The organism is Chitinophaga varians (genome assembly GCF_012641275.1).
In the GTDB taxonomy this organism is placed as follows: domain Bacteria; phylum Bacteroidota; class Bacteroidia; order Chitinophagales; family Chitinophagaceae; genus Chitinophaga; species Chitinophaga varians_A.
The window spans coordinates 3,378,320-3,393,466 of the sequence record NZ_JABAIA010000001.1 but is presented as its reverse complement, the minus strand read 5'-3'; the positions used below and the strand labels follow the sequence as shown (position 1 = coordinate 3,393,466).

At 50.6% G+C, this 15,147-nt stretch carries 8 protein-coding genes; 1 reads left to right on the top strand and 7 read right to left on the bottom strand.

Annotation, left to right across the window (positions count from 1 at the left end; translation table 11 throughout):
- The first annotated feature begins 63 nt into the window (after positions 1–63).
- Positions 64–984: a helix-turn-helix transcriptional regulator gene (locus HGH92_RS13955; RefSeq protein ID WP_168871307.1), complete on the top strand. Its 921-nt coding sequence runs from the start codon at positions 64–66 to the stop codon at positions 982–984.
- Between the two features lie 3 nt (positions 985–987).
- Here HGH92_RS13955 and HGH92_RS13950 read toward each other — a convergent pair whose 3' ends face one another.
- The 7 genes from HGH92_RS13950 to HGH92_RS13920 all read right to left on the bottom strand — a co-directional run bounded on the left by HGH92_RS13950 (position 988) and on the right by HGH92_RS13920 (position 15,004).
- On the bottom strand, positions 988–2,472 hold the full coding sequence (locus tag HGH92_RS13950) for an MBOAT family O-acyltransferase (RefSeq protein ID WP_168871306.1): 1,485 nt from the start codon (positions 2,470–2,472) through the stop codon (positions 988–990).
- Positions 2,459–3,703, bottom strand: coding sequence for a GDSL-type esterase/lipase family protein (locus tag HGH92_RS13945; RefSeq protein ID WP_168871305.1), 1,245 nt, complete (start codon positions 3,701–3,703; stop codon positions 2,459–2,461). Before HGH92_RS13945 ends, HGH92_RS13950 begins: the two co-directional genes overlap by 14 nt.
- A gap of 7 nt (positions 3,704–3,710) precedes the next feature.
- Positions 3,711–5,129, bottom strand: a complete 1,419-nt coding sequence (locus HGH92_RS13940; protein ID WP_168871304.1) for a hypothetical protein — start codon at positions 5,127–5,129, stop codon at positions 3,711–3,713.
- Between the two features lie 22 nt (positions 5,130–5,151).
- On the bottom strand, positions 5,152–5,730 hold the full coding sequence (locus HGH92_RS13935; RefSeq protein WP_168871303.1) for a glucosaminidase domain-containing protein: 579 nt from the start codon (positions 5,728–5,730) through the stop codon (positions 5,152–5,154).
- Between the two features lie 279 nt (positions 5,731–6,009).
- Positions 6,010–7,758, bottom strand: coding sequence for an aspartate--tRNA ligase (gene aspS, locus HGH92_RS13930; protein WP_168871302.1), 1,749 nt, complete (start codon positions 7,756–7,758; stop codon positions 6,010–6,012).
- 129 nt (positions 7,759–7,887) lie between these two features.
- Positions 7,888–8,937, bottom strand: coding sequence for an NAD(P)/FAD-dependent oxidoreductase (locus HGH92_RS13925; protein ID WP_168871301.1), 1,050 nt, complete (start codon positions 8,935–8,937; stop codon positions 7,888–7,890).
- A gap of 94 nt (positions 8,938–9,031) precedes the next feature.
- A complete protein-coding gene (locus tag HGH92_RS13920) occupies positions 9,032–15,004 on the bottom strand; it encodes an alpha-2-macroglobulin family protein (RefSeq protein ID WP_168871300.1) in 5,973 nt (1,990 codons plus the stop codon).
- Positions 15,005–15,147 lie beyond the last annotated feature (143 nt).

Below are 15,147 nucleotides of genomic sequence, written 5' to 3'. Positions count from 1 at the left end.
CCGCCCTGATTCCGTTCGAAAACCGGGGCCAAAATCCTAAATTGATGAAGGATTATGTTTCTTATGAAAACGACTACCCGGGAACACTGGGAATGGAAAGTTCAACTAGCCATCGCCTACGCCCACAACAATTCCCTCATAGACATCAGTTTAAAAGCGGTAGCAGACATGCTGTCCGTATCCAAAGACATTTTTTCGCATAAATTCTCGTCGGTCAAGGGCGAGCCATATGGCAGATATGTGAAACGCACCCGTCTGGAGGCCGGTGTAGGGTATCTTCGCCATAGCAACTTTTCCATCTCCGATATCAGCGAATTGTGCCGGTACACCGGCGAATCGTTTGCGAAAGCTATCCGGGGCTGGTTTAACACCAGCCCGTCAGAGCTGCGCAACCAGGATTTTATGCCGGCGGAACGGCATACCCTGGAACAGACCAGGATCGCAACTGCCTCCCGGCAAGACTATCCGGAATATTTCAATATGGATAACACGGTCGACTGCAAGTTGCCCGGTTGTACCCTTTACTACAATATCCTGCCCAGTGGCAATGACCCTGTAAAAGGCATGGTGGCCTCCATGGCCCGCTATTCCCGGCAGCTCCGCGACCTGACCACCGAACTGGCCATGGAAGACGCCCGCATCATCACCGGTACGCTGGACGTGGTGCCCGTTACCACCTACGACCGTATGATGATGTACGTAGGTCTCCTGTTGCCCAATACGCCTGCCAACATGATGGCCCACTACCAGCTGGTTACCCGGTACCAGGAGGCTTACCGCCTGGCAAGCAGGCAGATTGATGAAGGACATTATAAAAAACTGAAAGTCCCGCTCAGTTTTGCTGATGCAGGACTTCCCATGTATAAATTCATTAACACCAATTGCCGGCTGGGGCATTTTTACATGCGGACCAACCACTTCTTTATTTCACTGCCGGAACCGGCTGTATCGGAGATTTACATCCCCTGGCAAAAGAGCATTTAGTCATTAAAACTGGAAATAGATCGGAATCATTGGCTGTGTGCTTTTTACCTGCACCAGCAGCCAGATGAAGATAACCATCACGGCTACACTAGCTACCAGCGGCATACGGCCCAGCACGCCGGCCATCCTCATTTCCGCCTTCGCAGGCATAAAGTGCAGTACAAAACCCAGCAGCATTACCCAGAATACGGCGGTATAACCCGTGTACAGCTCCATCAGGATACCCGGCTGGAAGTCATACGCGATCTGATGTATGAGCGACCAGGCATCATGAAACGTGGCGGCCTTAAAGAATATCCAGCAGAAACATACGAAGTGGAAGGTCAGCAGGATACCGCCTACTTTCAGCAGGCTCGCCTTCAGGCCGGTTATTTCGGTTTTTCGCTTTTTCTGGCTGTCAATACGCACTTTGTCTATGGCCAGCGCCGCGCCATGCATGCCTCCCCAGAAAATGAAGTTCCAGCTGGCGCCATGCCAGAAACCACCGATCAGCATGGTCAATGCCAGGTTGATATACTGACGCACCTTGCCTTTGCGGTTACCGCCCAATGGAATATACAGGTAGTCGCGCAGCCAGCTGGACAGGGAAATATGCCAACGGCGCCAGAATTCTGTGATGGAAGCGCTCTGGTAAGGAGAATCGAAGTTAGGCGGGATCTTGAAGCCGGTCCACCGTGCAATACCAATCGCCATATCCGAATATCCCGAGAAATCGCAGTAGATCACTAACGCGTACCCATATACGCCCAGGAGACATTCCAGCCCGGTGTGTTTGCTGGGATCGTCAAAAATATACTGAACAAAGTTCTGATAGATAAAGTCGGAGATCACAATCTTCTTAAACAAACCACCCACGATGAGGGCCATGCCCTTACCGATGTCTTCTCCGTTCAGCCGGTATGGCTGATGGATTTGCGGGATAAAATCAGCTGCGCGCACGATAGGGCCCATCATCAATTTAGGGAAGAAGGACAGGAAGAACAGGTAATCCATGAAACGGTTTACTGGCTTGATTTCTCCCCGGTACACATCAATCGTATAGCTGAGGTTCTCAAAGGTATAAAACGAAATACCGATCGGCAGCAGCAGGTGCAACGGCGTGATATGCCCGTTGGTAACGTCATTGATGATGCCGATAAAGAAGTCGGTGTATTTGAAATAGAACAGCAGTCCGATGTTCAGGATGATACTAAATATCAACAGCGACTTTTTGACCTGTTGACTGGTAGTATGATAAATCCATCGCGACAGGTTAAAGTCCACGATGGCAGATAGTACCACCAGGCCTACATAAAAACCGCAGGCTTTGTAGAAGAAATAAAGGGAGAAGATAGTGTATACCCATACCCTGCCTTGCTGACTGCGGCTTACAGCGAGGTAGCACAACAGGAAGACAGCAAAAAAATAGAAGAAAAAGGCACTGTTAAACAGCACCGGGTCTGATGGGTTGTACAGCAGCTGCGCAAGCAGCTTATTAACGTCGATCATCCGAGTTGACTGGGTTTTTCTTTTTTACCTGTAAATATTGATTGTAGGACTGTTGCAGCGCTTCATACAGCAATTGTCCCTGTAACTGGTATCCTTTTGTACTGAAGTGAATGTGGTCCGGTGCCCATCCGCCTGCGAAGCGGCCGGCTTCCGCCTTGTTGACCGCGTTGAAATTCCAGCAGGCGATACCGTGCTGCCTGGCATATCCCGTAATCTGTTGCGTTGCCATGGCAATGTAAGGATTGGGATAATACGAGGTGGTATAGTAGGTACGGTATTTTTTCTTGCTGATTTTTTTCCGGACCGCTTTTTTCACTGCCCTCATACAGTCGGGCGGGGTGGTCAGCAGGATGCTGGCAGCGGGGGCCTGTTCACGTATCAGTTGTACTGTTTTGTCTATTTCTTCGCGGAAGGCCAGCGGGTCAAAGCGGCCGTAGGCTTCGTTGGTTCCCAGGGAGATGATGACCAGCCGGGGGTGGAATACCGCCATTTGCGCCAGCAGTACGCTGTTAAGGTCATTATACTGCTGATACATAGCGCCATTGATGCCTACACTATGATACAGCACGCCATTACGGCCATTTTGCAACACGGCTCCATAGAAACGGAAAGGCAGGTTGCCCGGATTATCCCAGCGCACCTGGAAGGTCTGGGAAGTCTGGAGAAAGTCGAGGGTAGCCATTTTGATGGTCGGCGTACCTGGAAACGGTGTGCCCGTTACCGTTATCTGTGCCGCATCGGGGCTGGAAATGGTATTGTTGTCAGTAGCAGCGTCATAGAACAGGGTTACTTTCCGGAAGTTGTTGTCCATCATGCCGTCCTGTTTACCGGCAAACGAAAGTGCCGGGGCCTGTACCAGCGTTTGCATGGCGATAGCACCGGGGCCTAGCACTGGCGGCTTGTAGCGGTCTATCACCCTTTCCATGGTCCAGCGGACGGTGCTGTTCCAGCGGTAATCTTCCGGGCCGTTGGTGCCTGCTACGTTGTAGGGGAAAACATATCCTCTGCCGGCGTAGCCAAACTGCTGTTGCAATAAAGAGGCGATGGCAAGCGGGAAATAGCCGGCCTGCACGTGGGAGTCTCCGAGATGAAGTATGGACACCACATTACTGTCTGCATGATACAGCGATTCAAACGCGCGGTACAGGGCGGTGTCCTGCTGGATCACGTTAACCTGTGGTTGCGCATAGGTGGCAAATGTGGTGAGCAGCAGTACCAGTACTGCTGCCATACTTTTTCTATGGTTGTTCTCCCTGCCTGTAATCATTCATAATAGCTTTATACAGCAGCGCCCCCACTTTGGCCGCTCCCTGTCGGTTAAGGTGTGTATAATCTTTATTGGCCAGTACGGTATCTCCTTCCACCCATTTCACCATGGAACCGGAGCCGCCCATGTTAGCGTAGAGGTTCCAGTACGCAGTACCGTAGGTGGTAGCCAGATCGTGCTGTACTTTCAGTAAGGCTTCCACGCCTGGCGCGGTGATGTAACGGTCTCCTTTTCTATAGGATTTATCTGCTGTGCCTACAATCAGGAAGGATGTCCCCGGCAGGTCTCTGCGGAGGGAGTCCACCACTTTTTTCATCGGCCTTTCGTACCAGCTGTAGTCTGTCAGTTCGGGGCGAAACAGTACGTTGGCGCCATAATGGAGTACTACGAGATCGTAGGGGCGTTCCTGTTGCATGCGCCGCACCATATCTGCAGACAGGTGGCCCAGTTCCACGCCGCTGATACCGCGGAAGGAGAAGTTGTCCACGTAGATGCCGTTGTCTGTTTCAAAACAAACGCCGTAGAAAGGAGCAGCACCGCCGCCGCCATATTTGATGGTGATGCCACCGGCGCCGGTGTCCTGGCGGAAATCGAGCTTGTTCACCTGTGCGTTGCCGGACAGGGAGTAAGGCTTGTCATTGATGTTTACGGTTGTTGTTTCGGCCGGGCCATACAGCAGGGACACCTCGTCAAATTTGTCGAGGCGCGGCTTTTTGACCGGTGTATATTTTATCCAGCTGTCGCCTCCCGGGAAGAAGGTGTGGCCGGACAGGCCGAGCACCACATTGGACGGTGGTGAATTTTTGTAATGATAGTCTTTCCAGTCACGCGAGAAGGTATGCGTGATGGTAGTGCGGTAGCTGGCCACCACGGAGGTGATGGGCACAAACCCTACGCCGGCGCCGCCGAAGAAGGTTTGCAGGCTGTCGCGCAGATCGGAGGTGATGAGATCGCCTTCGATCATGGAATCGCCAAAATAGGCGATACGTACTTTTTTGCGCTTGCCGGATTTCAGTTCCCTGAGTGCTGTCATAAAGCGGTCCAGCCCGGCATTACTGTCGCCTGTTTCTGTGGCGGCGTAATTCAGGATGCCTTTATATGACATAAAATCATAGACCGCGTCCGGGTTAACAACGGCGCCTGTGGGTGTTTTCCCGGCGGCGGCTGCCGTAGAGTCGGCATGAGAACGCTTACTGCCGTCTTTCACAGCAGTAAGCGTTCCTTTATCTTTGTCCGTTCCGGTTGTCCGCAGTTCAGACAACATGTCCAGGCGACGGAATTGAAAATCTCTAAATGAAAAACTAAAGTTGAGCTGGGAGAGTATCACCAGGCACACCAATGATCCTACGATAATAATAAACGGGTAGGCAGACTTGTTTTCGCCAGACATATTTTCGAGTCAATTAGCACACTCACTGGTCGTCGGTTGCTGGCGGCATGCCTACGGTTAACCAGGAAGAGCTCCGTGCCACGCTATCCATTCCTTCGTCCAGTTTATATAGTTTGTAACGGTTAATAATGGCAGTTACTCTTTTGATCCATTCATGGCCAGCAGAGGAATAGCCGCTGTGATTCATATGTTTGAGCCACACTGCGAATTCGGGGTTACCTTTCAGTTGGCTGAACCATTTTTTTCTGGCAAGCACTTCCACGAAATGTTCGTAGGAGGCTACGGCAGAAGCATATTGCTTATACCGGGATTTTGTGCCGGGGGCAGTTTTTGACAGATTGTTTTTTCCGACAATGCCAAAGTGGTTGTTGAGCAATTTGGCGTTTCTGCTGGTACCTGTGCCGGATTCCAGCATGGCTACCCCAAGGATGACACTGGCTGGAACACCGGTTTCCTGCATGAGTTCTACAGATACCGGTTTGAATTTCTTCAGATAATTACTCGTGGACTGTTGAGCATACCCAACATTGCTGAGCATCAGCAATAAAAGCACCGCACATACCCATACTGACCGTTTGATGTAGGTTGTTACCTTTCTCATAGGAGTATTCTTTGTAACAGGTGAAAGATTGTTGTTTGTTTTCAGCATCATTACTTACCTCACATATCTACGATGATCACAATCACACCGCAATATTACTTTAAAAAATTAAATAATACGTTCTTTCTTCTACTAACCTTATCTTCGTCGTTAATTTCTTGTTAAAAAAAATGTTACTCTATATTAGCATCAATCCCCTTTGATGCGGCAAAAGCGCCATATCAAAGGGGATTTTTTCGCTTGAAAGCTCCCTATTGTGCAAAGATTGTGCCGGCAATCCTATTTTACCAGGCTGATCTTTAATTCATCAAGCTGGGCTTGACTTATCTCGGCCGGAGCGTCCATCATGACATCACGTCCGTGATTGTTTTTCGGGAAGGCGATGAAGTCACGGATGCTTTCACTGCCGCCCAAAAGCGAGCACAAGCGATCAAATCCGAAAGCGATACCACCATGGGGCGGCGCGCCATATTCAAAAGCTCCCAGCAGGAAGCCAAATTTGCGTTCTGCTTCTTCAGGTGACATTCCCAGCGCAGCGAACATCTTCTGTTGCAGATCGCGCTGGAAAATACGGATAGAGCCTCCTCCTACTTCAGTGCCATTCAATACAATGTCATATGCGTTTGCCTTGATGTTAGCATATTGTGACACATCGTCCATCAGGGCAATCTGTTCCGGTTTCGGAGCGGTGAACGGATGGTGACGGGCCACCCAGCGATTTTCTTCTTCTGCGTATTCAAACAGCGGGAAGTCTATCACCCACAACGGTTTATAAACGTTTTTATTGCGGAAGCCCAGGCGCTCGCCCATTTCCAGGCGCAGCTCGCTCATAGCCTTACGGGTACGCTCTTCCCTGCCGGCCAGCACCAGGATAAGGTCTCCGGGTTTTGCCTGACATTTTTGCGCCCACAGTTGCAGTTGCTGTTCATCGAAAAACTTATCAACCGAGCTCTTCAGGGTACCATCTATATTGTATTTAACATAGATGAGGCCGCTCATGCCGATCTGAGGTCTTTTCACCCATTCTGTCAGTTCATCGAGCTGTTTACGGGTATATTCGGAGCAACCAGGCGCTGCAATAGCGACCACCAGTTCTGCTTCATCGAATACTTTAAAGCCTTTCTGTTTTACGGTATCATTGAGGTTAGCCAGCTTCATCTCGAAGCGGATATCTGGTTTATCATTGCCATAATATTCCATGGCATCGTCCCATGTCATACGGGGAAAATCACCTTCCAGTTCAATGCCTTTCACTTCTTTGAAGATATATTTGGTCATACCTTCAAAAATGTTCAGCACATCTTCCTGTTCTACAAAGCTCATTTCACAGTCGATCTGGGTAAATTCCGGCTGGCGGTCTGCCCGGAGGTCTTCATCGCGGAAACATTTTACGATCTGGTAGTACCGATCATAACCACTCACCATCAACAATTGTTTAAAAGTCTGCGGTGATTGAGGCAAACCGTAGAACTGGTTAGGGTTCATACGGCTGGGCACCACGAAGTCGCGGGCGCCTTCCGGTGTGGAATTAATCAGAAAAGGCGTTTCGATATCGATGAAGTTCCTGGTATGCAGATAGTTGCGCGCAGCACGGCCTACTGCATAACGCAGTTCGAGATTTTGTTTTACCGCATTACGGCGGAGATCGAGATAGCGGAATTTCATACGCAGCTCATCTCCCCCGTCAGTATCGTCAGTAATCGTGAAAGGCGGTGTTTTGGCCGCATTCAGGATTTTATATTCGCTCACCGTGATTTCGATATCGCCGGTGGGGATATTTTTATTTTTGCTGGTACGCTCTGTCACTGTACCAGTGATCTGTACAACGAACTCACGGCCCAATGGCTGTGCATCCAGTTTATCATTCAGGCTTTCGTTGAATAACAGCTGAGTGATACCATAACGGTCCCGCAGATCAAAAAAGTTGATGCTGCCAAATTTTCTGACTGTTTGTATCCATCCGGCCAGCGTCACCTCCTGGCCTACCTGCTCCATTCTTAACTCCCCGCAAGTGTGCGTCCTGTACATGCGTAAAAAATTGATTTTAAATGTTTTATGGTTGAACCTCCGGATGTGCTGCCAGCTGTTCCGAGACCACTGTCCAGTTGCTCAGCCATCCCTGTAAGGGGGGCAAAGATACGGCATGATACGGGCATTTCACCCCCTGCCGGTGTTAAAATATCTGTTTATATCTACTTCCGGCATCAGCAGGGCATTTCCAGCCAATACTTCCGCGAAATGCGCCGCCATAAAGGGCGCCAGCGAACACCCCTTGGTACCCAGGCCGTTAAAGACGCCCACAGCGGGCATCTCCGGATGCAGCCCTATCATAGGCCGGCGGTCATTGCCGGAAGGGCGTACCGCCGCCTGTTGATACGCTATGCTATAAGGCACTTTCAGCAGTTGCTGCAGGCTTTTTTCCAACACCTCGCGCTGTTTGCCGGTAGGCAGATCATCCACATAATCCCACACAAAGGAAGACCCCGCCCAGAACAATTCCGGCCCGTATGGGACCAATGTGATGCTTTTTTTGATGATATCTTCTGTATGCAGACCGGGAATCCGCACCCATAGCACTTCTCCCTTGTTAGGCAGAAATGTCAGCCTGTCAAACCACGGATTCCGGGCCGTTGCCACGCCATCACAGAAAATGATTTTCTGCGCGGCGATATCTCCGTAACGCACGCCCGTTGGCGTTACCTCCAGCTCAGACAGGTCCAGGTGCGCTTCCTGCAAAGCGCCCATATTGTTCAGAAACTGCCGCCAGGCAGGCAGCAACACCCGCAGGTTCACGGTCGCCCCTTTCACAATGGCCGCTCCGTAAGGCTGGTCCAGTATATCTTCATACTCCGGCTTACCAGGCAACGCTGTATAGGGGCCGCCGGCAGCCTTCTTCATAAAGGCATCATATAACTGCTGCGATGGAAACACATTCCAGAGACGGCGCTCTGTCAGCACCTGTATCTGCAACAGTTCCGACATCTTATGGTAACTGTCGCGGGCAAACGGATAAATGGCGTCATACATCCATGCCGGCTCAAACCTCCGTCCTGACACCGGGTTAATAATACCCGCCGCCACCCGTGACGCGCTGTTGGATTTTGCATCATCGACCACCAGCACCTTTTTGCCGGCCTGCCATAAAGACCAGCTCAACATGGTACCGGCAATCCCCTGTCCTACTATAATATAATCTACGCTTGTCATACTGTTCCTCTAAACGCCTAAAAGTAACGATAAAAGCGAAAAGCCCGTCCGGTATGATACCAGACGGGCTTTTCAACCATATGTCCCTTTATGGCTATTCGGTGACTTTTACATTGATGCCTTCGCTGTGAGCGCTGAACTCCGGCGCATACATGCACTGTGCCGTGCTGATGCCATTGGAGAACTTACCCTGGTGCGTTACAAACAATGCATACTCAAACACGTAAGTACCTTTTGGCAGATAACTGAAGAAGAAATCCGTAGAAGCGTCTTTGGTGCTTTCGTAGTAACTGAGGCCACCCTGCCATTTGGCGCCGCTTAACACGTTCTGTGGCTCAAAGCAGGCTGCACGCATGTCTTTCAGGTGAATGTATTGCATAGACCTGTCAGCACGCAGCACAATCCGCACTTTTACCTTGTCACCCACTTTCAATTCATTGCCATCGGTAATTTTAGTCAGCACGGGGCCTTTATCGGAATTCACTTCTTTATACAGTTCCTTTTCCAGTACCAGCGGTGTTTTAGCGGCGGTAATTTTATCCAGCTCTTCAAAATACTGCCAGTAGATGGCTCCCCAGGTAGGTTGGCCCTTGCTGTCTTTCACCGTTATCTTGATATTGCCCATATCTGCTTTTACATCTTTCGCCTCAATCTTCTGTTTGAAGTAACCGGTACCTGCTTCAGCAGCCTGTTGTTTGCTGCTGATGGTTTCCTGGCCCAGCTGTATATCCACCTCAGGGCTGGCAGTAAGCCAGTTGCTGCCTTGCAGCAGCATAGCGTAACAGGCGTCAGCGGTGGCTTTGGTAGTGCTCCAGTTGTTGGTCTGTTTGTTTTTCAGCAGCCATGTTTTCATATCTGCCACGGCAGCGGCATCTTTACCGGCCACCTGGAATGTTTCTATCAACAGCGCCTGCGTTTCTATCGGCGCCTGATGCCAGCCATAACCGGCCACTACATCTTTCCAGTACATGCCCATCTCCTGGTTGTTGACAGCATTTTCCTTCAGTGATTTCAGGATGGCAGCAGGAGTGGCTTTGTCACCTTTTTTGAACTGGCTCAGCGCAATCATGCCTTGTGCATAGCGGCCCATTTTAGTCCAGTATTGCTGCTGTTGGGCAGCGTAAAAATCGAAGGCCGGCTCCATGCCTTTAGGTACCGCACGTTTAAAGAAGCTGCGGGCATACAGGTATTGCACCTGTATTTCATCAATCTGCTGTTTTTTCAGATCAGCCTTGTTTTTGATCAGCGCATTGTAATCCTTGTCCAGCTGCCTGTCCAGGTACGTCATAGCTTTATCGGCGATGCTGGCGGCTACCGGGTCATCAGCACCGGTCAGCTGTTGCAGGTGACCGATACCAGCCAGTATGTACTGGGTGATGTAACGATCGGCCCACATACCGTTGAACCAGGCGAAGGAGCCGTCAGGCTGCTGCCTGGCAGCCAGTTGGTTCAATGCTGTTTTTCTTTCTTTCTGCATGCGTTGCAGGTCAAACAGCAACGCGATATTTTTCTTCTGCTGCGCTTCGTTCTTCGCATCCAGCACCCATGGCGTTTGTTGCAACAGAACGGATTTCAGTTCTTCATTTTTTTGCAGGTTGCTCAGCAGCGCTGCCGTGTCAGTGGTTTTCCATCTGTCAAAAACCTGCTGAATACCGGGAACCGTTTTGGTAATATGCGTAGCCAGTGCATTGGCGTAGTAGCGGTTAAACACCTGTTCGGAGCAATCGTACGGGTACTCCATCAGGTACGGTAACGCCTGTACGGCATACCACGCCGGATTGCTGGTATATTCCACGGTAATGCCCTGCTGGCGCAATGTGGAAGAAGCGCCTGATTGCAGCAGTTTGTCAAACTTAAAGGTATGATTACCGTCACCACGTACCGGCAGCGGCATTGTTTCGGTCACCAGCATAGAGTTGGTCAGCACCGGCAGTGCACTTTCTTCGCCATCGCTGAAGTTGTTTGCTTTGGCTGTCACGCGGTACAGCAGCGCGCTGGTAAAGTTATGCGGCACCTGCAACTGGAAGGTCACTACTGTGCTTTGACCGGCTTTAGCGGTAAAGTGTTGTACCGGGAAAACATTCTGGAACCAGCCGTCTACGGGCTGCATAGTAGCAGCGTCCAGCAGTTCCAGCTGTGCCTGCCCGATCAACTGTGCGTCGGTCAGGTTGCTTACTTTGGCAGTGAAGTCAATTTTATCACCGGCCCTTACAAAGCGCGGCGCGTTAGGCATCACCATCAGTTGTTTCTGGGTAACGATGCTGGCGCTGATGCTGCCCAGCGCAGCTTCTTTTGTATGGGCCAGGCCCTGGAAATTCCATTTGGTGAGGGCTTCCGGTATGGTGAATTCAAAAGAGAGTTTACCGTCTTTGTCTGTACGCAGTTCCGGCAGGAAGAAAGCTGTTTCCTGGAAGTTTTTGCGGACAGGTACATTGCCGGTATTTTCCGGAGCTTCGGGAGCTTGCTCCTCAGCTTTGTTCTTTGCTTCGTTAGCAGTATCGTAAGCCTGCTCCTTCATAACCGCTCTCTCGCGGGAAGCCGGAGCTGGCGCGGCCATTGCCATTACAGCGCCTGCGGCACCTGGTACACTGCGTTTGTACATTACCCTGTTCTCATACCCTCCCATTGCCCAGGAGAAGAAGTTGAGCACATCATAACTTTTGTCTTTGGCAACAGCTCCCTGTTTATCTGTTTCAAAATAGTACTGGGAATTCACCATGCCGAAGTTGTCGTGCGCGGAATATACCGGAAGGCCGTTGGACATGATATCAGGATAGATGTCCGGTTTAGTCCAGTGGTGCGGAACAAATGCATCGAGCGAAGCATCGTACATAGAGGCCAGCATTTCCGCAGCTGCTTTATCACCTTTGTAGCCGGTTATTTCCACGCTCCATTTTTCCTTTTCTCCCGGCTGCAGCTTATCACGGTGGGTACCGATTTTGATGCTCAGGTCTTTATTGTCCCATGGCACCTGGATAGTATGCTGCGTGGCGAATACACGGTTGTCTTTCACGAAGACGTAGTACAGTGACATACCGCCTCTTTCTTCTTCGGTGATGTTATAATCGAGTTGCTTTACTCCCTCGAGTGTGATGTTTGACAGTTGCTGCGACTGGCCCACCCGTCCGAGTGTTTGTAATATGTTCAGGTCTTTGGCGGAAGTGCCCAGCACAACAGCACCTTTTTTACCGGGTTCGGTACGTTCTTCCGGCTGATAGCTCCACAGATAAGCCGGAACTGCCAGTGTTTTGGCGTTTACGTCCACCAGTTCAAAAACTGATTTTTGCACTACCGGCTGACCATTTTTATCGTTGGCGCTTACTACCAGTTCATAGTAGCCAGGGGTCAGCTTTTTGCCGTCTATCGCAATGTCGCCGGCAGCGGTGCTGGTGAATTGCTGTTCCCATATGGCGGATTTACGGGGCCATTTGGCCTTTTCATCTTCATCATGATAGATGTCCAGGGGGAAGTCTTTAATGTATGCGGCTTCGGTCATCACAAACTGGTCCGCCTGTTCCCAGTAACGGGGACGTAAAAGGCGTTTGGTCGGCTCCAGCGGCTGTACTGCTACTTTAACGGAAGCCTGTTCAAAAGCACCGTTCAGGTTGCGGGTGAAGACGTGTACGTTTTTCAGGGCAGAAGCCTCTAAGCGTTCCGGAACCTGTATATTGATTTCCAGCGCCTGATAGCCCGCATTGACAGATTGCATGGCACTGCGTGTTTCTCCGTTCAGGTCGGTCACATCAGCAGACACCACATACGTGAAGATGGGTTTCTGATCAGCAGACACGGTCTTGTCCGGCAATGCATGGAAGCTCACCTTAAAGTGGCCGTTTTCATCGGTGGTCGTTGTGCCATGGGCTATTTCGCGGGACGCGCCCATTGGCATATAGCCACGGAAGAGCCATGGATAAGGAAAGCGGGTCCTTCTTTCCACGCGGTATTTTACCGTGGCGCCGTTGATGTTATTACCGGCATATGCCAGCGCTTTGCCTTCCGTGGTAACGGTTTCGCCTAAACGATAACTGGATTTAATGGTATCAAATTCCACATAGAATTTAGGACGTTTATATTCCTCTACGCGGAAAGATTGTCCGCCATAGTTCTTGTTGTCACGCATGGAGTAGACGCCATTCAGGCGTCCTTCCGGCAGCACAAACTTACCGGAGAAAGAGCCAAACTCATTGGTGGTCACCACAATTGAATCTACTTTCTCGTTATTGGCATCATATAAAGTAAAGGTGCTTTTCAGGCCTTTCACCACATTGCTGGTGTTTTTACCGGCTTCCTGTTCCAAAGCGATCCCTTTAAAATAAAGCGTTTGCCCCGGGCGGTAGATGCTTCTGTCGGTAAACAGGAAGATCCGCGGTTTGGTGGCGGTATTCTTTTCCTGTCCGTAGTTGTACAGGTATTTGTAGTCGTCCAGGAACAGGACATCGCCCTGCCGCTCCCATTTAAGCCGTACAGAGCTGTTATTGGTGCTTTTCAGGTTCAGTTCAGCAGAACCATTGTTACCGGTAACGGTGGACGCCAGCTGCACCCACTTCGCTTTTCCTTCATTGTATTGTTCACCGAAGGCGGTCAGTTTGGTTCCCGGCAGCGGTTTACCGGTGGCGCGGTCCAGGGCTATAAACTGTGTGTTTTTCTCCAGGTAGCTGATATTGGACACCCAGGTAAATTGCAGTGCCATTGGGTTTTCCTTCAGATCGAAACCGGGTTTGATGCTGGCGAGGATGATGTAGTGTCCCAGCGGCAGTGCATCGATTTTTATTTCCGCAGCGTGACGGTTGTAGTCTTTCGGATCTGGCAGTGATTGCTCCCAGGCTTTTACCGGTTTTCTGTCGAGCAACAGTTTCCAGTATCTGTTCTGTCGGTCACGATAGTCATTCTGCGCCAACTGGAGGGAAGCGGTAAAAGCTTCATCCACAGCCAGTACGCGCAGGTATATCTTATCTGCGTTTTTATACTTCACCAGGGTACGGAAAGGCAGGGACGGGATATTTACCTTCTCTGTAACCAGGTCGAGGGCCTGTGCTTTGATTTCAGTGAGCAGGTTAGAGCAGTCGGCCGCACCGCGGGTGCCGGGGCCTTTTTCTATGGCCTGTTCACATATTTCTTTGGCTTTTTTCAGGTTGGCGGTGCTGTCGGCTTTGCCATACAGGGCATTACCGATATAGGTATTGGCCAGGAGGGCCAGTACGCCGGTCACTTCCTTTTCGCTGCTGTAAGCCGATGTCATTTGTTCCAGCGCTTTGCGGTATTGCTGTGCCTTGTCTTCCGTCACGGCGATCTGCTGCATGTACTGAATCCTTTCGAGGTCTACATCGAGCAGGGCGGCCTTTTCATTTTCGTGCAGGCGTACCAGTTGTTGCAACAGCAGGATGGCCTGGTATTGCAGGGAGGCTTTGTCTGTCGTTACAAAATCATGCCGGGCGAAGGTGGCGGCAGGTGCAAAGGCAGCCGGATCATCCAGTTCGAACTGGTCTACTGGTTTGGTGAGGGTGTTTTCGCCTGATTTGAAGTAATCCAGGGCGCGGTGTGCCAGCAGGTCGAATAATACCGGACGGAGCTGGCGGGTGTCGGTGCCTTTGACCAGGATGGGATCGAAGTCTCCGACAGGTGTTTTTTGCAGGATGGCTTTGTCGGCCACGGAGGCCAGGTAGGCCGCTGTAATCTGGCTGTGGAGGTAGTCCTGGCTCCAGGTGGTAATGTCCTTGCCGCCAGTCTCTTCTGCAATGGCGGTGCGGTTATAGAGCCGGTACCGGTTATTGCGGAGATAGTTCAGCAATACTTCGCCTTTGATACTTTGCAGGATGGCCTGCTGGGCGCCTTTGGCAGCAGCAATTTTCTGGTTGAGTTTTTCCAGGTTTTGCTGGATACTGCTGTCGCTCAGCTGGTCCGTGTATTTCATCTGATAGATGAGGGCTTTGATCTGCTGGGCGGGCAGGTTGTCTTTCACAGCCCGGGCATAGATCTGGTCTACTTCTCCCAGTGCGGATTTAGGCAGGTTCTTCTCGTCGAGGGCAGTCACTTTCTTCCAGGAATTGTCATAATAGGTCTGAGCCATCACGCAGTTGGTTAAAAATAAAACAATGAATAATGAGAGGCATAAACGCATATATATCGCTATTTACGGTAAGTTATACTTTTTGTACAGGATGCAGGTATTGTATGGGTTTCCATAAGGGGGTCAAAAAAAAGGTGAAAAGT

Excerpts from the sequence above, each read along its gene's own strand:
- HGH92_RS13955 (WP_168871307.1), top strand. The coding sequence starts at position 64 with ATGAAAACGACTACCCGGGAACACTGGGAATGGAAAGTTCAACTAGCC.
- HGH92_RS13950 (WP_168871306.1), bottom strand. The coding sequence starts at position 2,472 with ATGATCGACGTTAATAAGCTGCTTGCGCAGCTGCTGTACAACCCATCA.
- HGH92_RS13945 (WP_168871305.1), bottom strand. The coding sequence starts at position 3,703 with ATGGCAGCAGTACTGGTACTGCTGCTCACCACATTTGCCACCTATGCG.
- HGH92_RS13940 (WP_168871304.1), bottom strand. The coding sequence starts at position 5,129 with ATGTCTGGCGAAAACAAGTCTGCCTACCCGTTTATTATTATCGTAGGA.
- HGH92_RS13935 (WP_168871303.1), bottom strand. The coding sequence starts at position 5,730 with ATGAGAAAGGTAACAACCTACATCAAACGGTCAGTATGGGTATGTGCG.
- aspS (WP_168871302.1), bottom strand. The coding sequence starts at position 7,758 with ATGTACAGGACGCACACTTGCGGGGAGTTAAGAATGGAGCAGGTAGGC.
- HGH92_RS13925 (WP_168871301.1), bottom strand. The coding sequence starts at position 8,937 with ATGACAAGCGTAGATTATATTATAGTAGGACAGGGGATTGCCGGTACC.
- HGH92_RS13920 (WP_168871300.1), bottom strand. The coding sequence starts at position 15,004 with ATGGCTCAGACCTATTATGACAATTCCTGGAAGAAAGTGACTGCCCTC.